This is a genomic window from Phenylobacterium sp. NIBR 498073 (genome assembly GCF_027286305.1).
Taxonomy (GTDB): domain Bacteria; phylum Pseudomonadota; class Alphaproteobacteria; order Caulobacterales; family Caulobacteraceae; genus Phenylobacterium.
The window spans coordinates 2,614,506-2,635,541 of record NZ_CP114599.1; the positions used below are offsets into that span (position 1 = coordinate 2,614,506).

The following is a 21,036-nucleotide window of genomic DNA, read 5'->3' on the forward strand; positions in this document are numbered from 1 at the left end:
AAGCGGCCTCCACTATACCCGCCGTTCCACATTCGCGCCGAAGGGGCTCCGGTAGGGTCAAATGCTGTCCGCCACCCGACAATTCGCCAAATCCTGGGTCGCCGCCGTGCTGATCGGCCTGCTGGTCGTCAGCTTCGCGATCTTCGGCGTCAACGATGCCTTCCAGGGCAATTACACCAACGACGTCGTCAAAGCGGGGTCGCGACACGTGTCCGGACCAGACTTCCGGCGCGAGTTCGACAATTTCCGCAAGGGCGCCGAGGAACAGACCAAGCGGCCGATCACCATCGAGGAGGCCGTCGAGGCTGGCCTCGACCGTCGGCTGATGGAGGAGATCGCCACCCGCGAGTCGTTCGGCGAAATGCTGCGCAAGATCGGGATCCATCCTTCCGACCGGCTGATGGAATCGGAGCTGCGCAAGATCCCCGCCTTCTTCGACCAGGTGTCGGGCGCCTTCGACAAGGCGCTCTACCAGCAGCGCCTCAGCGAGAACGGCCTGACCCCGGCCCGCTTCGAGACCCTGCTGCGCGACCAGATCGCCGAATCCCACACCGCCGCGGCGATGGTGAACGGCCTGCGCGTGCCGCGGGCCTATGGCGCGCTGACCGCCATCTACGAGATGGAGGCCCGCGACGTCGGCTACTTCATGATCGATCCGCGCAGCGTGGCCCAGCCGGCCCAGCCGACCGACGCCCAGCTGCAGGCCTTCATGAAGGAAAACGCCGAGCGCATGACGCTGCCCGAGTTCCGGGTCCTGACCGTAGTGGCCTTCACCCCGGCCCAGGTCGGCGAGGTGAAGGTCGACCCGGCCGAGGTCCAGAAGCGCTTCGACTTCCGCAAGGACACGCTGTCGCGTCCCGAAACCCGCACCCTGATCCAGATCCCGGCCAAGGACGCCGCCGCCGCCCAGGCGATCGCCGCGCGCCTGACCAAGGGCGAAGATCCCGCCGCCATCGCCAAGTCCACCGGCGTCGAGGCCATCAACTATGCCGACAAGCCGCAATCGGCGATCGCCGACAAGCGGGTCGGCGCCGCCGCCTTCGCCCTGAAGGAAGGCCAGGTCTCGGTCATCCAGGGCGACCTGGGCATGGCCGTGGTCAAGGTGGCCAAGGTGACCCCCGGCCAGGTCGTCACGATCGATCAGGTCCGCCCGCAGATCGAGGCCGAGGTCCGCAAGGACGCGGCCGCCGAGAAGGTCTACGCCCTCAGCCAGGCCTATGAGGACGCCCGCGCCGACGGCGCGAACCTCGTCGAAGCCGCCAAGAAGGCCGGCGTGCCGACCTTCACCATCGGCCCGGTGACCCAGCAGGGCCAGGGCCAGCAGGGCCAGCCGGTCGCCGGCTTGACCCCGAAGATGCTCGAACTCGCCTACAGCCTGCCGGCCGGCGGCGAGAGCGAGGTCCAGGACGCCGGCGAGGGCCAGTACTTCGCCGTCCGCGTCGAGCGGGTCATCCCCAAGGCGCTGCCGCCGCTGGCCGAGGTCAAGCCGCAGCTGACCCGCTTCTGGATGATGCGCGAACTGGTCAAGGCGATGCAGACGCGGGCCGACGAACTGGCCGCCCGGGTCAGGAAGGGCGAAAGCCTCGACGCGGTGGCCGCCTCGGCCGGCGCCAAGGTGGTCCACGTGACCAACCTCGACCGCCAGAACGCGGCGCAAAGCACCGCCCTGTCGCGCGACGCGCTGGGCAAGGCGTTCAGCGGCAAGCAGGGCGACGTCTTCACCGCCGAGGGCACACAGTTCGGCCTGATCGTCGGCAAGCTGGAGGCGGTCCGCGCCCCGAGCGGCCCGACCCTGGCCCGCATCACCGAGGATGTGCGCCCGCAGCTGACCATGGCGCTGTTCCGCGACCTGGGGGCCGACGCCCGCAAGGCCGCCCGCACCGAGGTGAAGGCCAAGGTCTATCCGGACAAGGCGCGCGCGGCCCTGGGCCTGGCGCCGATCGAAAAAGGAAAGGGCGCCGAGCCGGCGGCCAAGACGGAGAAGGCGAAGTGACGATCGATCCTGCGTTTGCGGACTTTGAGGCGAAGTACTCTCAAGGCGCGCCGCAGGTCGTTTGGACGAGGCTCATCGACGATCTGGAGACGCCGGTCTCGGCCTATCTGAAGATCGCCCACGGCCGGCCCTACGCCTTCCTGTTCGAGTCGGTCGAGGGCGGCGCCCACCGCGGCCGCTACTCGGTCATCGCCATGAAGCCGGACCTGGTCTGGAGGTGCCGCGGCGACCAGGCCGAGATCGCGGTCGGTCCGGACATCGCCGCCGGCCGGTTCCAGACCCAGGCGGGCGGCGCGCTGGATTCGCTGCGCGACCTGGTCGCCCGCTCGCGGCTCGACCTGCCTGAGGGCCTGCCGCCGATGTCGGCGGGCGTGTTCGGGGCCATCGGCTACGACATGATCCGGCTGGTCGAGCGTCTGCCGAACATCAATCCCGACCCGCTGGACCTGCCCGATGGGTTGATGATCCGCCCCTCAATGGTGGCGATCTTCGACGCCATCGCCCAGGAGATCATCCTGGTCACCACGGTCCGCCCGTCGGAGATCACCGCCAAGGCCGCCTATGAGGACGCCCAGGCCCGGCTGGCGGAGGTCGCCGCCGACCTGCGCAATCCGGCCCCGGCGCTTACCGGCGCGGCCCAGCCCGAGCCGGACCGCTTCACCACCCCGGTGAGCCGCGAGGACTATCACCGCATCGTCGCCCGGGCGAAGGACTACATCCTGGCCGGCGACATCTTCCAGGTCGTGCCCAGCCACCGGTTCCGCGCGCCCTTCGCGCACGATCCGTTCGCGCTCTACCGCTCGCTGCGGCGCATGAACCCCTCGCCGTTCCTGTTCTACATGAACTTCGGCGACTTCCAGCTCGCCGGCTCGTCTCCCGAGATCCTGGTGCGGCTGCGCGACGGCAAGATCACCATCCGGCCGATCGCCGGCACCCGCCCGCGCGGCGCCACGCCCGAGGAGGACCGCGCACTCGAGGCCGAGCTGATCGCCGACCCGAAGGAACGCGCCGAGCATCTGATGCTGCTCGACCTCGGCCGCAACGACGTCGGCCGCGTGGCGATGCTGAAGAACCAGGGCGCCAACGAGCCGCAGCCGGTGGCCCGCGGGCCGCGGGTGCGGGTCACCGACTCGTTCTTCGTCGAACGCTACAGCCACGTCATGCACCTGGTCTCCAACGTCGAGGGCGACGCCCCCGAGGGCCTGGACCCGATCGACGTGGTGATGGCCGCCCTGCCCGCCGGCACCCTGTCGGGCGCACCGAAGGTGCGGGCGATGGAGATCATCGACGAGCTGGAGCTGGAAAAGCGCGGCATCGCCTATGCCGGCGCGGTCGGCTACTTCGGCGCCGACGGCTCGGTCGACACCTGCATCGTGCTGCGCACCGCCTGCTTCAAGGACGGCCAGATGTACGTCCAGGCCGGCGGCGGCGTGGTCGCCGATAGCGATCCGGACGCCGAGTACGACGAGACTCTGCACAAGGCCCGCGCCCTGCGCCGCGCCGCCGAGGAATCCTGGCGCTTCGTCTAAGGCGCGCGGTCGACCACGTGGGTGGTCGTCACGGGCGGGGCGGTGATCATGGCCGCGGCGAGCGCCAGCGCCGCCACAGCCGCGAACGCCGCAGCGCCCAGGGCCGGCCAGGCCCGCTCGCGCTGGACCGGGGCCCGCAGCAAGCTGCGCGCATAGGCCATCTGGTCCGGGTCGAGGGCGGAATCGGCAGGCGTCATGGACACAGCATCCCGCCAACGCGCGGCCCAGGCAATCGGGGCTTGGCGTTAGGACGGGCCGAGCCTAGAGAACCCTTATGATCTTGGTGATCGATAACTACGACAGCTTCACCTACAACCTCGTTCACTATCTGAACGAGCTGGGGGCTGAGACGCTCGTCTATCGCAACGACGCCCTCAGCGTCGAAGAGGCCCTGGGCCTGAAGCCGCAAGGCGTTCTGCTCTCGCCCGGCCCGTGCACTCCCAATGAAGCCGGCATCTGCCTCGACCTGCTGGCCGCCGCGCCGGACGATCTGCCGATCCTCGGCGTCTGCCTCGGCCACCAGTCGATCGGCCAAGCTTATGGCGGCCAGGTCGTGCGCGCCAAATCGATCATGCACGGCAAGACCAGCCAGATCGAACACACGGGCAAGGGGATTTTCGCCGGCCTGCCCAACCCGGTGACCGCCACCCGCTATCACAGCCTGTCGGTCGAGCAGTCGACCATGCCGGACGTCCTTGAGGTCACCGCCTGGACCGAGGACGGCGAGGTTATGGGCTTCCAGCACAAGACCAAGCCGGTGCACGGCGTGCAGTTCCACCCCGAATCCATCGCCACCGAAGGCGGCCACGCCATGCTGGCCAACTTCCTCAAGCTCGCGGGCGTCCCGCCCCTGGTCGACGCCTAAGACATGTCCGACGCCTTCAAGCCGCTCCTGGGCCGCCTCGCGGACGGCGGGACCCTGACCGAAGACGACGCCGGCGAGTTCTTCGCCGCCTGCCTGCGCGGCGAGCCGACCCCGGCCCAGGTCGCTGCGGCTGTCACCGCCATGCGCATGCGCGGCGAGACGACCGGCGAGATCACCGCCTGCGCCCGCGCCATGCGCAAGGCCGCCGTCACCCTGGATCACCCGTTCCAGGTCATGGACGTCTGCGGCACCGGCGGCGATGGCCTGCATACGCTCAACGTCTCGACCGCCGTGGCCTTCGTCTGCGCCGGCGGCGGGTTGAAGATCGCCAAGCACGGCAACCGCGCGGTCTCCTCGCGCTCAGGCGCCGCCGACGTGCTGACCGAGCTCGGCGTCAACCTGGCGGCCACCGCCGACCAGCAGCTGCGCGCGCTGGACGAGGCCAATGTGGCGTTCTTCTTCGCCCCGGCCCACCACAGCGCCATGCGCCACGTGGCCCCGATCCGCACCGACCTGGGCTTCCGCACCATCTTCAACCTGCTGGGCCCGCTGACCAATCCGGCCCACGCCCAGCGCCAGGTGATGGGCGTGTTCGCCGACCGCTGGGTCGAACCGCTGGCCCGCGTTCTGGGCGCCCTGGGCGCAGAGCGGGCCTGGGTCGTGCACGGCGGCGGTCTCGACGAGATGACCACCACGGGCGAGACCAGCGTCGCCGAATACCGCGACGGCCAGGTCCGCCTGTTCACGATCACGCCCGAGGCCGTCGGCCTGCCGCGCTCGGCGCTCGCCGACCTGACCGGCGGTGCCCCGGCCCAGAACGCCGTGGCCCTGCGCGAGCTGCTGGACGGCGCCCAAGGCGCCTATCGCAATATCGTGCTGCTCAACGCCGCCGCCGCCTTCCTGGTCGGCGAGCAGGTCGAGACCCTGCGCGAGGGCGTCGAACTGGCCGGACAGATCATCGACGACGGCCGCGCCAAGGCCGCGCTGGACAAGCTGATCGAGGTGACCGCGGCATGAGCGACATCCTCGACAAGATCGCGACCTACAAGCGCGCCGAAGTCGCCGAGCGTAAGACCCAGCGCACGCTCGCCGACCTCGAAGCCGCCGCCCAGGCCGCCTCCGCGCCCCGCGGCTTCCGGGTCGCGCTCGAACGCGCCCATGCGCCCGGCAGGCTGGCCCTGATCGCCGAGATCAAGAAGGCCTCGCCGTCCAAGGGCCTGATCCGCGAGGACTTCGATCCGCCGGCCTTGGCCCGCGCCTACGAGGCCGGCGGCGCGGCCTGTCTTTCCGTGCTCACCGACGGCCCCAGCTTCCAGGGCGCAGACGCCTTCCTCACCGCCGCGCGCGAGGCCGTCGCCCTGCCCGCCCTGCGCAAGGAGTTCCTGGTCGATCCGTGGCAGGTCGTGGAGGCCCGCGCTCTGGGCGCCGACGCCATCCTGGTGATCATGGCCATGGTCGACGACGCCCTGGCCGCAGACCTGATGTCGGAAGCCGCGCGCCTGGGCATGGACGCCCTGGTCGAGGTCCATGACGAGGACGAGATGCTCCGCGCCGGCAAGCTGGGCGCCACCCTGGTCGGGGTGAACAACCGCAACCTGCGCACCTTCGAGACCGATCTGGCGATCACTGAGCGCCTCGCCGGCGCCTCGCCTGACGAGGCCCTGCTGGTCACCGAAAGCGGCATCTTCACGCCGCTGGACGTCACCCGGCTGGAACGCTGCGGCGCGCGCGCCATGCTGGTCGGCGAGAGCCTGATGCGTCAGGCCGACGTCGCCGCCGCGACGCGCGCCCTGCTCGGCTGAGTCGGCCCCAGGCGACTTCAAGCGACCGAAAAAGCCTAGCTTTTCAAAGGCTCGACGGTAACTTGACATTAACCCAGAACACCTAGAGAACATTCGTGACGTTAGCGCTTTGTTCTCAAGGGCACGACAGCCATGCTCACCCGCAAGCAACACGAACTTCTCATGTTCATCCATGAGCGGATCAAGGAAACCGGGGTCTCGCCGTCGTTCGACGAGATGAAGGAAGCGCTGGATCTGGCTTCGAAGTCGGGCATCCACCGGCTGATCACGGCGCTGGAGGAGCGCGGCTTCCTGCGCCGCCTGCCCCACCGGGCCCGCGCGTTGGAAGTGGTGAAGCTGCCGCAGCAGGCGACCACCGCCGCGCCGCCTAAGGGCCGCACCCCCTTCAAGCCGCAACTGGTCGAGGGCGCCGGCGATGCACCGGTGATGCCGATCGCCAACGACACCCGCGAACTGCCGATCCTCGGCCGCATCGCCGCCGGGACGCCGATCGAGGCGATCCAGCAGGAGCGCGACCGGATTCCGGTGCCCGAGACTATCCTCGGCGCGGGCGAGCACTTCGTGCTCGAGATCGCCGGCGACTCGATGATCAACGCCGGCATTCTCGACGGCGACTATGTGGTGATCCGCAAGACCGACACCGCCAACTCCGGCGACATCGTCGTGGCCCTGGTCATGGGCGAGGAAGCCACCCTCAAGCGCCTGCGCAAGAAGGGCGCGTCGATCGCGCTCGAGGCCTCGAACCCGGCCTACGAGACCCGCATCTTCGGGCCCGACCAGGTGCAGGTGCAGGGCCGCCTGGTCGGCCTGATCCGCCGCTACCACTGACCGGCCTCATCGGCTCCAGGGCCGCTGGCCGCGCAGGTCCTGCGCCCACACGATCCGCCAGCCGTCGACGGTGCGGTAGAGCTCGGCCGAGCCGCCGCGCTTGAAGTCGGCTTCAGTGAGTGTGAGCGCCGTCGTGCAAGGCGCCGCCGCGCCGCGAACCACAACAACCTCGGCCCACTGGCAAAACAGGGGCTGCTTCTTCTCGATCGTCAAAGCGCGGCGCGTGAAGATCGTAGCGACCCGCGGATCGCCGCTCGCCTGCCGCGGCGCGCAGGACCAGCGATCGCAGTCGTAGCCGGCCTCGCGCGCAGCCTCCTCCCCCACGGTCAGGCCGCGTCGCCTGGCCCATAGCTCGGCCGCGAACAGCTTGGCGTCCGGTCGCAGCAGCACCGCCTGGTCGCCCCGCCGCACGGCGGCCGCCGCCCCATCGGACGAGATCCAGACGTCGGGCGCCGGGGGCCGCGGGCAGAGCCAGACGGCCAAGGCCAGCGGCAGCCCCAGCCACCTCAGCGGCCCCTTCCACAGGCAAAGCCACAACACGCCGATGAAGGCGGCCGGCAGGGTCCAGGCCGGCGCGCTGGCGAAAATCCGCTGACTGCCCGGCATCGCCGCCACCCAGGACGCGATCATGTTCATGGTGTCGATCGCCAGGTCGGCCGCGGCTAGGGGCGCGCCGCCGAGCCCCAGCGGCGCCAGCACCGCGCCAATCGCGAGAGCCGGCATCATCAGGAATGACGAGATCGGCGCGGTGAGCAGGTTGGCGACGAGCCCGAAGGTCGAGACCCGGTTGAAGTGCTGCATGGCGAACGGCCCGGTCGCCAGGCCGGCCACGAAGCTCGCCCCGATGCTGGCGGCGGTCCAGACGCCGATCGCCTGCGCGGCGCGGATCGGCCAGGGCGTGTTGATCTCCTTCGCCGGACGCGGCCAGGCCTCGGCCAAGGCCACCAGCGCCGCGGTGGCCGCGAACGACATCTGGAATCCAGGCGCGGCGACCGCCTCAGGCTGCATCGCCAGGATGACCAGCGCAGCGATGGCCAGGGTGTGCAGGCTGATCGCCCGGCGGTCGACCAGGATCGCCAGGAAGGCGGCGCCCGCGGTGATCGCCGCGCGCTCGGCCGGGGCCGGCGCGCCTGAGATCACCAGATAGAGCATGACCGCGAGCAGGCCCGCGGCGGCCGCGACCTTCTTCGACGACACCCGCAGCGCCGCCCACGGCCAGGCCGCGATCCCCAACCGAACGGCGGCGAAGGCGAACCCGCCAACGATGGCCATGTGCAGACCCGAGATCGAGATGATGTGCGCCAGGCCCGACGCCCGCAGGTCCTCAACCTGCTCCTTGGGCACGAACGCCTCGTGCCCGGTGATCATGGCCGCCGCCAGACCGCCGCTTTCGACGCCCATCTCCCCGACGATGCGCTTGGCCAAGGCCCAGCGGGCCGAATTGATCTTCATTTCCAGCGCCAGACGCCAGGGCGGCGGCGCAGCCTCAATCGACCGGACGTCGGTCAGCGCGAAGCCGACCCCGCCGACCCCGTCGAAAAATGCATCGCGCGCGAAGTCGTAGGAGCCGGGACTGGCCGGCGGCGGGGGCGCATTGATCATCCCCTTCACCGAAATGGCCGACCCGGGCGCCGGCAGGAGGTCATCCCCACGCAAGGTGATTCTGATCCGGATCGGGGTCGCATCGGGGGCGAGTCCGGATATTCGGATCGGCGCGACCAGCAATCGCGGACCGCCCTGACCGGGGCTCGCGACATCGACCACGAAGCCTTCGATCAGCCGCACGCCGCCGTCGGCCGGGGCTATCGGAGCCCGCACAGCCTGGGTCCGCAGCTTGGCGGCCGCGAAACCGCCAAGCGCGAAGGCGGCCAAGACCAGAACGACGACCGCCGGCCGGCCAAGGCTCAGCCGGGAGGCCGCCAGCAGCAGGAGGCCCGCCGACAGCAGCATGACGTACGCCACCAGCGCGAGCGGTTCGGCCGGCAGCGACAGGTAGATCGCGGCCCCGCACCCGAACGCCACCGGCGCCCACAGGCTGACCGACTGCACGGAGGCTTGATCGACAAACCATGTTGCGATGCGGCGAAAACTAGGACGTCGGGAAATGACCGTGTTAAGAGGCGCCGCGCGCACGTCAGGCGCGCCTGCTGCAGTCATAGCCCCTACCTCGATGTCCGACCGTCCCGTCGTCACCCGGATCGCCCCCTCCCCCACCGGCTCCATGCACATTGGCACGGCCCGGACGGCGCTTTTCAACTGGCTTTACGCAAAACACACCGGCGGCCAGTTCCTGCTGCGCATCGAGGACACCGATCGTGAGCGTTCGACGGACGCGGCGGTGCAGGTCATTTTCGACGGCCTCGACTGGCTGGGCCTGAAGCCCGACGCCGAGCCGGTGTTCCAGTTCGCCCGCGCCGACCGCCACCGTGAAGTCGTGGCGCAGATGCTGGCCAATGGCGGCGCCTATCGCTGCTACATGACGCCCGAGGAGTTGGAGATCGAGCGCGAGGCCGCACGCGCCGAAGGCCGCGTCATCCGCTCGCCGTGGCGCGACCGCACCGACGCCGGCAACTATGACGAGGCCCAGCCCTACGTCGTGCGCCTCAAGAGCCCGCTCGCAGGCGAGACGATCATCGCCGACCAGGTGAAGGGTTCGGTCACCTTCCAGAATAAGACGCTGGACGACCTGATCCTGCTGCGCTCGGACGGCACCCCGACCTACAACCTCGCCGTGGTCGTCGACGATCACGACATGGGGATCACCCACGTGATCCGCGGCGACGACCACCTGAACAACGCCGCCCGCCAGACCCTGATCTATCAGGCGATGGGCTGGGAGGTTCCGGTCTGGGCCCACCTGCCGCTGATCCACGGCCCGGACGGGACCAAGCTGTCTAAGCGCCACGGCGCCCAGGCGGTCAGCGAATTCGACGACATGGGCTATCTGCCCGAAGCCATGCGCAACTACCTGGCCAAGCTGGGCTGGGGCCATGGCGACGACGAGATCTTCTCGGACGAGCAGGCGATCAGCTGGTTCGACGTCAAGGACGTGGTCGGCGCCCCGGCCCGCCTGGACTGGGACAAGCTGAACCACCTCAACAACCACTATATCCGCCAGGCCGAGCCGGCCCGGTTGGCCGAGCTCGTTGCCGGCGTCTACAAGAGCCGCGACTTCCCACTTCACGACGGCGACGAGGCGATCATCGAACGCACCGTCCCGCTGGTTCGTGACGGCGCAAAGACCGTGCTGGAACTGGCCGACGCCACCGTGTTCGCGCTGAAGCGCCGCCCGCTTGAGCTGCCGGAGAAGGCCAAGGGCCTGCTGACCGAAGAGACCCGCGCGCGGCTCGGCCGCCTGCGCGAGCACCTCGACGGCCAGGCTGAATGGGCGGTTCCGGCGCTCGAAGCGGCGCTTCGCGGCTTCGCCGAAACCGAAGGCGTGGGCATGGGCAAGTTCGGCCCGGCCTTACGTGGCGTCCTCTCTGGAGGGTCTCCGGCCCCTGATCTGGCCGGAGCCCTTGTGAGCCTTGGGAAACCGGAAAGTTTGGGGCGCCTCGACGACGCGCTTTCACAGTCCGCATAACGCGCTATAAGGCGCCCTGAAACGGGCGTTTGACTCCTGCAAGACGGAAGGAATGGCATGGGCGACACGGCTAAGGTGAGTTTCGACGGCAAGTCGGTCGAGCTGCCGATCCTCAAGGGCACGGACGGCCCCGCCGTCGTGGATATTCGAAAACTCTACGCCGAGGCCGACGTCTTCACTTACGACCCGGGCTTCACCTCGACGGCGAGCTGCGAGAGCAAGATCACCTTCATCGACGGCGACAAGGGCGTGCTGCTGCATCGCGGCTACCCGATCGACCAGCTGGCCGAGAAGTCGAGCTTCCTCGAAGTCTGCTACCTCCTGCTGAACGGCGACCTGCCGAACGCCAAGGAGTTCGAGGCCTTCGAACACAACATCACCTATCACACGATGCTGCACGAGCAGTTCGATAGGTTCTTCATGGGCTTCCGCCGCGACGCCCACCCGATGGCGATCATGGTCGGCGCCGTCGGCGCGCTGTCGGCCTTCTATCACGACAGCACCAACATCGATGATCCGGAACAGCGGATGATCTCGTCGCATCGGCTGATCGCCAAGATGCCGACGATCGCCGCCCGCGCGTTCAAGTACTTCAAGGGCCAGCCGTTCGTGCATCCGCGCAACGACCTGTCCTACTCGGAAAACTTCCTGCGCATGTGCTTCTCGGTCCCGGCCGAGGATTGGAAGCCGAACCCGGTGCTGACGCGCGCCATGGACCGCATCTTCATCCTGCATGCGGACCACGAACAGAACGCCTCGACCTCGACCGTCCGCCTGGCCGGTTCGTCGGGCGCCAACCCGTTCGCCTGCATCGCGGCCGGCATCGCCTGCCTCTGGGGCCCCAGCCACGGCGGCGCGAACGAAGAAGCGCTGAACATGCTGGCCGAGATCGGCTCGGTGGAGAACATCCCCGAGTACGTCCAGGGCGTGAAGGACCGTCGCTATCGCCTGATGGGCTTCGGTCACCGGGTCTATAAAAACTACGACCCGCGCGCGAAAGTCATGCAGCAGACCTGCCACGAAGTGCTGGCGGAAGTCGGCCACTCGGACGACCCGCTGCTGAAGGTGGCCATCGAGCTCGAGAAGATCGCGCTCAACGACCCCTACTTCGTCGAGCGCAAGCTCTACCCGAACGTCGACTTCTACTCGGGCATCACCCTGCGCGCCCTCGGCTTCCCGCCGGAGATGTTCACCGTGCTGTTCGCCCTGGCCCGCACCGTGGGCTGGATCAGCCAGTGGAAGGAAATGATCGAGGATCCGTCGCAGAAGATCGGCCGTCCGCGTCAGATCTACACCGGCGCGGCGCAACGCGACTACGTCGCGGTCGACAAGCGCTAAGCCCGATCGACGATCGAAACATCAGCCCCGCCCGGACCACCGGGCGGGGCTTTTGCTTTGGCGCTCAGGCATAAGCCTAGGTTGCGGCGGCCGTTCATGCTCGTAGGGTTCCCTGCGCAAACCGCATGAGGAGCACCCCCATGGCTTTCATGGCGAAGCTGAACGAGCCGCACGTCACCCGTGACATCTACGAACAGGTTCGCGCCGAGATCGGCTGGGATCACGATCCGCCGGCCGGCTGCCTGCTGCACATCGCCGCCTTCGACGAGGCCGGCGCGCACACGGTCGATATCTGGGACAACGAAGAGGACCTCAAGGACTACCTGGAGGATCGCTTCCTGCCGGCCTTGCGCAAGCTGGGGGTCGGGCCGGTCAATCCGACCTGGAGCGAACTGCATGTCTGCGTCGCCGGCCCCGACATCCAGCAGTACGTGCTGGACGCCCCGCCGCTACGCTCGCGACCCCAGCACTTTCAGGACGGCCTCGGCCGCCACGTCTGACGGATCGGGGCCGCCGCGGCCCATCTTCTGCAGGGCGGCGGTCTGGGCGGCCGCCTGCTTCTCGCGCAGCGCCGGATCGTCCAGGCGCAGGGCGACCTCGCGGGCCAGGGCCGGACCGTTGCAGTCGTCCTGGACCAGCTCCGGGGCGACGAAGTCCTTGGCCGCGATATTGAACAGCGTGATGTAGGGCGTGCGGATCAGCCGCTTCAGGATGGCGTGGGTCATCGCGCCCAGGCGGTAGCCCACCACGATCGGCACGCCGGCCAGCGCCAATTCGGTCGTGACCGTGCCCGAACAGGCCAGCGCCACGGTCGCGGCCTTCATGGCGTCGAGCTTGGCGCTCTCGCCTTCGACCACATGCGCCCAGCCTGACGCTTGTTCCTTGACGCTCGCCGCCACCGTCGGCGCAGCCGGGATGATCACCTCAAGGTCGGGCCGCGCCGCCTTCAGGATGGCCACAGCGTCGGCGAACGGCGGCAGGACGCGGCTGATCTCGCCCGGCCGGCTGCCGGGCAGCACCAGCAGCACCGGCGCCTGCGACGCGATGCCGAGCTGCGCGCGCAGCCGCCCGCCGTCGGCCTGCGAGAAGTCCAGCGTCAGGGCGGAATTGCCGACGAAGGTGACCGGCAGGCCCTCGGCCTCGAAATACGGCGCATCGAACACGTGGATCGACAGCAGGTGATCGACGGCGGCCGCCAGCGTCTTGGCGCGCCCGGGGCGCGTGGCCCAGACCTGCGGGGCGACATACTTGATGAGCGGCAGCTTGGGGTCGAGCTTGCGCAGTTGCTGGGCCACCCGCAGTGTGAAGCCCCAGGAGTCGATCAGCACCACCACGTCGGGCTTCTCGCGCTTGGCCAGGGCGACGGTGTCCTCGACCCGCGCCACCACCTTGCGATAGGCCATCAGGCCTTCCAGCAGCCCGAGGATCGACAGCTCGGCTATGTCGAACGGGCTCTGCACGCCCTCGGCCGCCATGCGCTCGCCGCCCACGCCGACAAAGCGCACCCCGTCGCCGAGGCGCGCGCGCAAGGCCCGCGCCAAGCCCGCGCCGCGGTCGTCGCCCGAGGCCTCGGCCGCGACCAGCATGACGCAGAGCGGCTTGCTCACGGCGCGTTCGGCGGTTCCACGCCCACCACGAAGATGCCCAGTTCGTCGGCCAGCGCGATCACCGCCTCGCGGTCGAGCACCAGCAGCCGGCCGACCTCGCCCGCCACCCCGGCCAGCCCGGCCTGGGCCGCCCGCTGAATGGTGCCCAGCCCTATGGTCGGCAGGTCGATACGCGTTTCCTGGATCGGCTTGGGGGCCTTGGCGAGCACGCCGCGCGGCGCCTCGGCGCTGCCGCGGATGTTGCGCGGCAGTTCGGCGACCCGGCGCAGCATCGCGTCGGTGCCTTCCTGCGCCTCGACCGCCAGCACCAGGCCCTCGCAGACGACAGCGCCCTGCCCGACGTCCAGCTGGCCGATGGCCCGCGCCACGCGCAGCGCGTGCTGCACGTCGGCCATCTGCTCCTCGCTCGGCGCCACCGCGCCCAACGGGCCGGCCGTCAGGGTGAGATCGCCCATCACCTCGTGCGCGCCCTCGACGGCGAAGCCTTCTTTCTCGAACTCGCCCAGCAGTTGGCGCAGCAGCGCATCGTCGCCCTTGCGCGCCGCGGCGATCACCCCCGGCAGCGCCATCAGGCCGCGCAGGTCGGGCGACAGCGCCTTGAAGTCGGGCCGGTCGACCGTTCCGACGAGGGTGACGGCCTCACAGCCGGCCCGCTTCAGCGCCTTGAAGCACTTGCCGAGCTCAGCGATGCCGATGTCGGCCCCCGGGAACCGGGCGATCCCCTCGCCCGCGAAACCCTTCAGCCGAATGATGAAGAACGGCCGCCCGGCACGTTCGCAGTGCTGCGCGATCTCGACCGGCAGGTTCCCGCCGCCCGCAATCAGCCCAAGCTTCCGCACGTCCTAGACCTCCCGCTCCGGCAGGCAGAGCGGCCGGCTGGCGTCGGCGCGGATGAAGTCGACGATCTCCATGACCTCCGGCGATTCCGAATAGGTCTCGACGGTGTCGTCGAGCCGCTCCTGGAAGGTGCCTTCGTCGGCGAACAGCATCCGATAGGCCGCCCGCATGGTGTTGATCGTCTCGCGGCTGAAGCCGCGGCGCTTGAGTCCCAGAAGGTTCAGGCCCTCGAGGTGCGCATGGTTGCCCCACACCGAGCCGTAGGGGATCACGTCCTTCACGACCGCCGCCAGGCCGCCGATCATCGCGTGGCGCCCGACACGGGTGCGCTGGTGCACGGCGGCCAGGCCGCCGACGATCACGAAGTCGGCGATCTCGCAGTGCCCGCCCAGCGTCGCCTGCTTGGTCAGGATCACCTGGTCGCCGAGGACGCAGTCGTGCCCGACATGGCTCTCGATCATGTAGAAGCCGTCCGAACCGACCTTGGTCACGCCGCCGCCGCCGACCGTCCCGGTGTTCATCGTCGCGTGCTCGCGGATGACGTTGCGGTCGCCGATCACCAGCTGGGTCGGCTCGCCCTTGTAGGCGGTGTGCTGGGGCGGACCGCCGAGCATGGCGAACGGATAGACCTGATTGTCCTCGCCGAGCGTGGTCACGCCGTCGACCACCACGTGCGAAGACAGCTTCGTCCGCGCGCCGAGCTTGACGTCGGGGCCGACGGTGCAGAACGGGCCGATCACCACCCCCTCGCCCAGCTGGGCCTTGGGGTGGACGACGGAGCTGGGATGGACGTCGATGCTCATGGGGTCTCCACCAGCATGGCCGCGAACTCCGCTTCCGCAGCGGTTCTGTCGCCGACCATGGCCTTGCCTTCGAACTTGAAGAGCCCCCCGCGGGCGCGCAGCACCTTCACGTGCATGCGCAGGACGTCGCCTGGCCGCACCGGCTGCCGGAAGCGGCAGTTGTCGACCGAGGTGAACAGGATGGTCTTGCCGGCGCGATCGACGTTCAGCGTCTTCGACATCAGCACCGCGCCGGTCTGGGCCATCGCCTCGACAATCAGCACGCCGGGCATCACCGCATAGTCCGGGAAGTGGCCCTGGAAGAACGGCTCGTTGATGGTCACGCACTTGATGCCGACGATCGACTCGTTGGGCCGATATTCCTCGGCCCGATCGACCAGCAGGAACGGATAGCGATGCGGAATCCGTTCCAGGATCTCGGAGATGTCGATCGAGACCTCGGCTGTCGCCGCGTCGTTGCTCATTGGTCGGTCCCCTTGCGGTTGGCGGAGCGCGACAGCCACGCCACCTCCCGCATCCAGCGTCGAATGGGTTGTCCGGGCACGCCGCCCCAGGTCTCGCCGGCCGGGATGTCGCGGAACACGCCGGCGGCGGCTGCGACCTGCGCGCCGTCGCCGATGTTGACGTGGTCGGCCACGCCCGCGCGGCCACCGAAGGCCGCTCCGTCGCCGATCACGACGCTGCCGGAGATGCCGGTGTGCGCAGCCATGACGCAGTTTCGTCCCACACGCACGTTGTGGGCGATCTGCACCAGGTTGTCGATCTTGGTGTTTTCGCCGATCACCGTGTCGTCGAACGCGCCACGGTCGATGCAGCTGTTGGCGCCGATGGTCACCCCGTCCTGCAGGACGACGCGTCCCAGCTGCGGAATGTCGACCACGCCCTTGGCCCCGCCTGCGGCGCCGAAACCGGGTTCGCCGATCCGCGCGCCCGCCAGGATGCGTACCCGATCGCCGAGCAGCGCAAAGCCGATGGTGACGTTGGCGCCGATCACGCAGTCCCTGCCGATGGCGACACCCGGCCCGATGACGGTGTTGGCGCCGATCTCGGTCCGCGCGCCGATCTGCGCGCCCGGTCCGACCACGACGCCGGGCGCCAGATGCACGTCCTCCTCGATCACCGCATCGGCGGCGACGAGGTCCGGGCCGCCATAGCGGCGCGCGCGATGCAGCCGCGTCGCAGCGGCGGCGTAGGCGGCCTGCGGCGTCGGCGTGACCAGCGCCACGCATCCAGGCGGCGCAAAGTCTTTATCGCGCGCGGTGACAAACACCGCGGCGGCCTTCGCCGCAGCCAGGTCGGCGGCGTACTTTTTGTCGGTCAGGAAGGTGACGGTGTCAGCCTGGGCGCTGGCCAGTACGGCCACGCCGCGGACCTGGCGCTGGCCTTGGTCCACATCGGAAAGTTCGGCGCCTGTCAGGCTGGCCAGTTCGGCGAGCGTGACAGGGCCGAGGTCTTCAAAAAATCGGGGGTCGGGCATGGGAATCCTCAGCTCGACCCGCCTTTATCGCGAGTCGGCCCTACTTGCGGGTCGCAGGCGCCGCAGCCGGAGCCGCAGCCGGGGCCGCCGCTTGGTCGAGGCGTTCACGATCGAAGGTGAACTGGGTGATCTTGGCGTTCAGCGCCGTGACGACCGGCTGGCTGATGTCCATCGACGGGTTCGACAGCACGATGCTTTCGCGGTTGATCAGCAGGCTGCACTGGCGCTGCTGGTACACTTGGCTGACGATCGGGGTCAGCTCCTGGTACACGCGGCCCAGGGCCTTCTGCTGCGTCGCCTGCAGCTCGCGCGAGCGCTGCTGCTCCTTGCGCTGATAGGCGTTCGCCTTGACCTGCAGGGCTGCGGCGCGGGTCTCGAACGTGTTCTGGTCGAGCGTCGCGCGCTGGCCTTCCAGCGTCTTGGCTTCGTTTTGGATCGCGGTCTGCTCGGCCTTCAGCTCGGCTTCGACCTGGGTCGCGATCTGCTGCAGGCGGGTCTGGACGTACTTGCCGACGGTCGAGGTCGCGATCGCACCTTCCACCGAGACGGTGCAGACGCCGGGCAGCGCCGGGCCATGGGTCACCGCGGGCGCCGCCGAGGCGGCAGGCGCAGCCGCTTGCGCGAAAGCCGCGCTGGAAGCGGAAGCGGTGATGGCGGCGACGCAGGTCGCCGCGACAAGGGCTTTGATCGTCATGTGGTGAATCTAGAACCTGGTTGAGGTGGAGAACCGGAACGTTTCGGTCTTGTCGTAGTCTTCTTTGGCCAAAACTTGGCTGAAGTCGAATCGGATCGGCCCCATCGGCGAGCGCCAGAAGACCGACAGACCGGCCGTCGCACGCAGCGACAGGTCGTCATAGATCAGCGGATCGACCGTGCCGTCGGCCTTCAGCTTGTCCTTGTCGTCGAGCAGGCCAAGCGTGCCGACGTCGGTGAACAGCGCGGCCTTGATGCCGTACTGCTCGGGCAGGCCGGTCGGAATGGTCAGCTCGGCCGAACCGATCGCATAGGCGCGGCCGCCGAGCGCGTCGGAGCGCCCGAAGTTGGTGTCGCGCGGACCGATGCCGGCGGTTTCGAAGCCGCGGAAGCTGTTCCCGCCCTTGTAGAAGCGGCTGTTGACCCGCACCGTGTCCCCGCTCCAGCCGGCGATGTAGCCGCCCTGCCCGGTCACGCTGAGGATGAAGTCCTTGTTGAACCCGTAGTACCAGCCGCCGGTCACTTCGGTGCTGATGTAGTTCACGTCGCCGCCGATGCCGGCCAGGTCCTGGCTGACGTCGAAGCGGAAACCGCGGGTCGGATTGATCGGGTCGTTCCGGCGATCGTAGAGGTAGGTGTAGCCGATCAGCGACGTCAGAAACTTGCCGCGCTGGGCGCAGAGCGACAGCGACACCAGCGGCGCGGTCGGATCGCAGTAGGCGTCATCGATCTGAACGTCTTCCTGGCGCAGCGTGTACCGGGTCGACATCCGCGAGTTCAGCGTCAGCGGGAACGCCATCCGGATGTTGCCGCCGACGGTCACGGTCTTATAGGCCGAGTACTCGGTCAGGTCGTAGCGGTACGAGTAGAGGTCGACGCCCGCGCCCAGGTCACGGCCCAGGAACCGCGGCTCGGTGAAGCCGAAGTCGATCTGCTGACGCAGCGAACCGACCGATACGCGCGCGCGCAGGCTCTGGCCGCGGCCCCGGAAGTTCCGCTCGGTGACCCCGAGGTCGAGGATCAGCTGGTCGACCGACGAATAGCCGGCGCTGAACGAGAGCTCACCCGTCGGCTGCTCCTCGACCTTCACCGCCAGACGGGTCCGGTCGGGCGCCGTGCCGGGCGCTTCGTCGATAGTCACGTCCTTGAAGAAGCCGAGCGCGCGGATGTTGTTGCGCGAGCGGTCGACCAGGGCGCGGTTGTACGCGTCGCCTTCCACGAGGTTCATCTCGCGGCGGATGACATAGTCCAGCGTGCGGGTGTTGCCCGTGACGTCGATACGCTCGACGTAAACACGCGGCCCTTCGCGGACCTGGAACACCACGTCGACGAGGCCGGTCTCGCGGTTCGGCGTGTAGCGCGGACGCACGTCCACGGCGGCGAAGCCGGCGGCGCCGGCCGCGAAGGTCAGCGAGTCGGTCGCCGCCTCGATCTTTTCGTCCTGATAGATCTCGCCCGAACGGATCGGCACCAGCTGCTGCAGGACGTTCTTGTCGAGCTTCTGCAGCTCGGTTTCGACCGTCACCTTGCCGAACTTGTATTCCTTGCCCTCGTCGAGCGTGTAGGTGACGACGAAGCCGTTCTTGTCGGGCGCCAGCTCGGCGATCGCCGAGACCACGCGGAAGTCATAGAAGCCGCGGTTGCGGTAGTGCTTGCGCAGCTGCTCCTTGTCGTACTCCAGGCGGTCGGGGTCGTAGTTGGCGTTGTTCGAGAAGAACTTGTACCAGCTCGACTGCTCGGTCACGACCACGTCGCGCAGGTCGTTGTCCGAGTACTCCTTGTTGCCCAGGAAGTTGACCCGCAGCACCCCGCTCTTGGGGCCTTCGTTGATCTCGAAGATCAGGTCGACGCGCTTCTGCGGCAGTTCGACGATCTTCGGCGTCACCGTCGCCGAGATCCGGCCCGAGCGGCGATAGAGCTCGACGATGCGCTGGACGTCCTGCTGCACCTTGGCGCGGGTGAAGATGCCGCGCGGACGCACGGTGACCTCGTCGCGCAGCTTGTCTTCCTTGAGGCCCGAGTTCCCTTCGAAGACCACCTTGTTGATGATCGGGTTCTCCACGACCGTCACGATCATGTCCGAGCCCTGCAGCTCGACCTTCACGTCGGCGAACAGGTCGGTGCGGAACAGGGTCTTCAGCGCCAGGTCGGCCTTGGCCGGATCCAGGACCTCGCCGGGCTGGATTGGCAGATAGGACAGCACGGTCGACTGCTCGATCCGCTCGTTGCCGCGCACGATGATGCGCTGGACGACGCCGGACTGCTGGCCGGCGTCCTGCGGCGCAGGCTGCGGCTGGGGCGGAGTCGCCTGTTCCTGCGCCAGGACGGCGCTGGGAAAGACGATCGCCGTCGAGCCCATCAGCAAGGCAAGGCCGGAGGCGAGCGCGGCGCGGCTAGCGCGGGGTCTTTGCATCGTATCAGCCGTCAATGGAAAAGCGCGGGTTTCAGGAGAAAACGCCGCCGAGGATTTTGAACACACGCAGTTGCTGCAGATCGTTCCAGGTGGCGAACAACATCAAACCCAACAGCAGCGCAAGCCCCACCCGGTAGCCCGCCGCCTGGACCCGCGCCGCCAGCGGACGCCGCGCCACCGCCTCATAGGCGTAGAACAGCAGGTGTCCCCCATCCAGCACAGGGATCGGGAGCAGATTCATGAAGCCGATGCTCACCGAAACGAACGCAGCCAGTTGGAGCAGATTGACGCCGCTGCCGAGGATCATTCCCCCGACATCCGGCGCCCCTTCGGCTCCAGCCTGCGCGACTTTGCCGGAGATTCGGGCGATTCCGAGGGGACCGCTGAGTTGGTCCGGCGAAACCTGGCCAGTGACCATCCGGCCCAGATAGTAGACCGTCGTCTCAAGCGTGCGCCACGTGCGCTGGACGCCGCCGGCGACGGCTTCAAGCGGGTTGTAGCGGACGTGGACATAGTCGTCCCGCGCCTGGGCCGGGGTCACGCCCAGCACGCCCTGCCGGTGGGTCCCAGCGACCGGATCGGTGCGCTCGACCCAGCGCGGCGTGGCGTTGATCGGGACCTCGCGCCCCGCCCGCTCGACGACAAAGGCTGTCGGCACCTCGGCGCGCACCTGCACGATCACCGCGAGTTCGTCGAAGCTCTTGATGCGCCGGCCGTTGGCCTCGACGATCAGGTCTCCGGTCCGGAAGCCGGCCGCCTCGGCCGGGCTGCCGGGTTGAACCGACGCGATCTTGGCCGGCAGCACGTACTGGCCGAGCGCCAGCAACAGCGAGGCGAACAGCGCCACGGCCAGCACGAAGTTGGCGATCGGCCCCGCCGCTGCGATGACGGCCCGCTGCCAAAGCGGCTTGAAATGGAAATAGCGCGCCACGGCCTCTTGGCCTTCACGCCGGGCGATCTGCTCGCGCATCGCGTTCAGGTCTTCTGCATCCGGCACGCTGGCGGCGTTCTCGTCGCCGGTGAACCGGACATAGCCGCCCAGCGGGATCCAGCCGACGCGCCACTCGACGCCGGATTTGTCGGTCCAGGAGGCGATCGCCTTGCCGAAGCCGATGGAAAAACGGTCGATGGCCACGCCGAACATCTTGGCGGCCAGGAAGTGGCCCAGCTCGTGGATCGTGACCACCAGCCCCAGCACCAGGACGAAGGGAACGACGAAGGTCAGAGCGGTGAGGATGAAATCGAGCATCTGCTGTAACTCCTCCGCG

19 protein-coding genes are annotated in these 21,036 nt (G+C 68.6%); 9 read left to right on the forward strand and 10 right to left on the reverse strand.

The window, feature by feature from the left end; genetic code table 11:
• The first annotated feature begins 61 nt into the window (after positions 1–61).
• Positions 62–1,993 carry a peptidylprolyl isomerase gene (locus tag O4N75_RS13005; RefSeq protein WP_269625959.1) on the forward strand — a complete coding sequence of 644 codons (1,932 nt, stop codon included), beginning with the start codon at positions 62–64 and terminating at the stop codon, positions 1,991–1,993.
• The gene (gene trpE / locus O4N75_RS13010; protein WP_269625960.1) at positions 1,990–3,522 is read left to right on the forward strand and encodes an anthranilate synthase component I; all 1,533 of its coding nucleotides are present in this window, start codon (positions 1,990–1,992) and stop codon (positions 3,520–3,522) included. Before O4N75_RS13005 ends, trpE begins: the two co-directional genes overlap by 4 nt.
• Here the strand turns inward: trpE and O4N75_RS13015 are convergent.
• Positions 3,519–3,719 (reverse strand): hypothetical protein, encoded by a 201-nt coding sequence (locus tag O4N75_RS13015; protein WP_269625961.1) that lies wholly within the window; start codon positions 3,717–3,719, stop codon positions 3,519–3,521. The two genes, trpE and O4N75_RS13015, sit on opposite strands and share 4 nt — an antisense overlap.
• Positions 3,720–3,796: 77 nt before the next feature.
• On the opposite strand from O4N75_RS13015, the gene O4N75_RS13020 reads away from it, so the two are divergent.
• From O4N75_RS13020 to lexA, 4 genes are all read left to right on the forward strand, one after another.
• Positions 3,797–4,387 carry an aminodeoxychorismate/anthranilate synthase component II gene (locus tag O4N75_RS13020; RefSeq protein ID WP_269625962.1) on the forward strand — a complete coding sequence of 197 codons (591 nt, stop codon included), beginning with the start codon at positions 3,797–3,799 and terminating at the stop codon, positions 4,385–4,387.
• 3 nt (positions 4,388–4,390) lie between these two features.
• Positions 4,391–5,404 (forward strand): anthranilate phosphoribosyltransferase, encoded by a 1,014-nt coding sequence (gene trpD, locus O4N75_RS13025; protein ID WP_269625963.1) that lies wholly within the window; start codon positions 4,391–4,393, stop codon positions 5,402–5,404.
• Positions 5,401–6,189 carry an indole-3-glycerol phosphate synthase TrpC gene (trpC, locus tag O4N75_RS13030; protein ID WP_269625964.1) on the forward strand — a complete coding sequence of 263 codons (789 nt, stop codon included), beginning with the start codon at positions 5,401–5,403 and terminating at the stop codon, positions 6,187–6,189. Before trpD ends, trpC begins: the two co-directional genes overlap by 4 nt.
• Before the next feature lie 132 nt (positions 6,190–6,321).
• Positions 6,322–7,017 carry a transcriptional repressor LexA gene (gene lexA / locus O4N75_RS13035; protein ID WP_269625965.1) on the forward strand — a complete coding sequence of 232 codons (696 nt, stop codon included), beginning with the start codon at positions 6,322–6,324 and terminating at the stop codon, positions 7,015–7,017.
• A 6-nt stretch (positions 7,018–7,023) separates the two neighbouring features.
• On the opposite strand, the gene O4N75_RS13040 is transcribed toward lexA, so the two are convergent.
• Positions 7,024–9,066: a ComEC/Rec2 family competence protein gene (locus O4N75_RS13040; protein WP_348649497.1), complete on the reverse strand. Its 2,043-nt coding sequence runs from the start codon at positions 9,064–9,066 to the stop codon at positions 7,024–7,026.
• A 121-nt stretch (positions 9,067–9,187) separates the two neighbouring features.
• Here O4N75_RS13040 and gltX point away from each other — a divergent pair, with 121 nt between their 5' ends.
• The 3 genes from gltX to O4N75_RS13055 all read left to right on the forward strand — a co-directional run bounded on the left by gltX (position 9,188) and on the right by O4N75_RS13055 (position 12,438).
• Positions 9,188–10,600 carry a glutamate--tRNA ligase gene (gene gltX / locus O4N75_RS13045; RefSeq protein WP_269625967.1) on the forward strand — a complete coding sequence of 471 codons (1,413 nt, stop codon included), beginning with the start codon at positions 9,188–9,190 and terminating at the stop codon, positions 10,598–10,600.
• Positions 10,601–10,657: 57 nt separating this feature from the next.
• Positions 10,658–11,938 (forward strand): citrate synthase, encoded by a 1,281-nt coding sequence (gltA, locus tag O4N75_RS13050; protein ID WP_267233688.1) that lies wholly within the window; start codon positions 10,658–10,660, stop codon positions 11,936–11,938.
• A gap of 140 nt (positions 11,939–12,078) precedes the next feature.
• A complete protein-coding gene (locus tag O4N75_RS13055) occupies positions 12,079–12,438 on the forward strand; it encodes a hypothetical protein (protein WP_267233687.1) in 360 nt (119 codons plus the stop codon).
• Here O4N75_RS13055 and lpxB read toward each other — a convergent pair.
• The 8 genes from lpxB to rseP are packed head-to-tail and all read right to left on the reverse strand — an operon-like array spanning position 12,388 to position 21,017.
• Positions 12,388–13,545, reverse strand: a complete 1,158-nt coding sequence (lpxB, locus tag O4N75_RS13060; RefSeq protein WP_269625968.1) for a lipid-A-disaccharide synthase — start codon at positions 13,543–13,545, stop codon at positions 12,388–12,390. The genes O4N75_RS13055 and lpxB overlap by 51 nt on opposite strands.
• Positions 13,542–14,384, reverse strand: coding sequence for a UDP-2,3-diacylglucosamine diphosphatase LpxI (gene lpxI / locus O4N75_RS13065; RefSeq protein WP_269625969.1), 843 nt, complete (start codon positions 14,382–14,384; stop codon positions 13,542–13,544). Before lpxI ends, lpxB begins: the two co-directional genes overlap by 4 nt.
• Before the next feature lie 3 nt (positions 14,385–14,387).
• Complete coding sequence (lpxA, locus tag O4N75_RS13070; RefSeq protein WP_269629370.1) at positions 14,388–15,179, reverse strand: acyl-ACP--UDP-N-acetylglucosamine O-acyltransferase; 792 nt, start codon at positions 15,177–15,179, stop codon at positions 14,388–14,390.
• 2 nt (positions 15,180–15,181) lie between these two features.
• Entirely contained in the window at positions 15,182–15,649 is a 468-nt protein-coding gene (gene fabZ, locus O4N75_RS13075; protein WP_269625970.1) for a 3-hydroxyacyl-ACP dehydratase FabZ, read from the reverse strand.
• A complete protein-coding gene (gene lpxD, locus O4N75_RS13080; RefSeq protein ID WP_269625971.1) occupies positions 15,646–16,662 on the reverse strand; it encodes a UDP-3-O-(3-hydroxymyristoyl)glucosamine N-acyltransferase in 1,017 nt (338 codons plus the stop codon). Before lpxD ends, fabZ begins: the two co-directional genes overlap by 4 nt.
• A 40-nt stretch (positions 16,663–16,702) precedes the next feature.
• Positions 16,703–17,356, reverse strand: a complete 654-nt coding sequence (locus O4N75_RS13085) for an OmpH family outer membrane protein (protein ID WP_269625972.1) — start codon at positions 17,354–17,356, stop codon at positions 16,703–16,705.
• Positions 17,357–17,365: 9 nt separating this feature from the next.
• The gene (bamA, locus tag O4N75_RS13090; protein ID WP_269625973.1) at positions 17,366–19,768 is read right to left on the reverse strand and encodes an outer membrane protein assembly factor BamA; all 2,403 of its coding nucleotides are present in this window, start codon (positions 19,766–19,768) and stop codon (positions 17,366–17,368) included.
• A 31-nt stretch (positions 19,769–19,799) separates the two neighbouring features.
• Positions 19,800–21,017 carry an RIP metalloprotease RseP gene (gene rseP, locus O4N75_RS13095; protein ID WP_269625974.1) on the reverse strand — a complete coding sequence of 406 codons (1,218 nt, stop codon included), beginning with the start codon at positions 21,015–21,017 and terminating at the stop codon, positions 19,800–19,802.
• Between the last annotated feature and the right edge of the window lie 19 nt (positions 21,018–21,036).

Bases quoted from the DNA above. Each gene is read 5' to 3' on its own strand.
- O4N75_RS13005 (WP_269625959.1), top strand. From the start codon at position 62: ATGCTGTCCGCCACCCGACAATTCGCCAAATCCTGGGTCGCCGCCGTG.
- O4N75_RS13015 (WP_269625961.1), bottom strand. From the start codon at position 3,719: ATGACGCCTGCCGATTCCGCCCTCGACCCGGACCAGATGGCCTATGCG.
- O4N75_RS13020 (WP_269625962.1), top strand. From the start codon at position 3,797: ATGATCTTGGTGATCGATAACTACGACAGCTTCACCTACAACCTCGTT.
- trpD (WP_269625963.1), top strand. From the start codon at position 4,391: ATGTCCGACGCCTTCAAGCCGCTCCTGGGCCGCCTCGCGGACGGCGGG.
- trpC (WP_269625964.1), top strand. From the start codon at position 5,401: ATGAGCGACATCCTCGACAAGATCGCGACCTACAAGCGCGCCGAAGTC.
- lexA (WP_269625965.1), top strand. From the start codon at position 6,322: ATGCTCACCCGCAAGCAACACGAACTTCTCATGTTCATCCATGAGCGG.
- gltX (WP_269625967.1), top strand. From the start codon at position 9,188: ATGTCCGACCGTCCCGTCGTCACCCGGATCGCCCCCTCCCCCACCGGC.
- gltA (WP_267233688.1), top strand. From the start codon at position 10,658: ATGGGCGACACGGCTAAGGTGAGTTTCGACGGCAAGTCGGTCGAGCTG.
- O4N75_RS13055 (WP_267233687.1), top strand. From the start codon at position 12,079: ATGGCTTTCATGGCGAAGCTGAACGAGCCGCACGTCACCCGTGACATC.
- fabZ (WP_269625970.1), bottom strand. From the start codon at position 15,649: ATGAGCAACGACGCGGCGACAGCCGAGGTCTCGATCGACATCTCCGAG.
- lpxD (WP_269625971.1), bottom strand. From the start codon at position 16,662: ATGCCCGACCCCCGATTTTTTGAAGACCTCGGCCCTGTCACGCTCGCC.
- O4N75_RS13085 (WP_269625972.1), bottom strand. From the start codon at position 17,356: ATGACGATCAAAGCCCTTGTCGCGGCGACCTGCGTCGCCGCCATCACC.
- bamA (WP_269625973.1), bottom strand. From the start codon at position 19,768: ATGCAAAGACCCCGCGCTAGCCGCGCCGCGCTCGCCTCCGGCCTTGCC.
- rseP (WP_269625974.1), bottom strand. From the start codon at position 21,017: ATGCTCGATTTCATCCTCACCGCTCTGACCTTCGTCGTTCCCTTCGTC.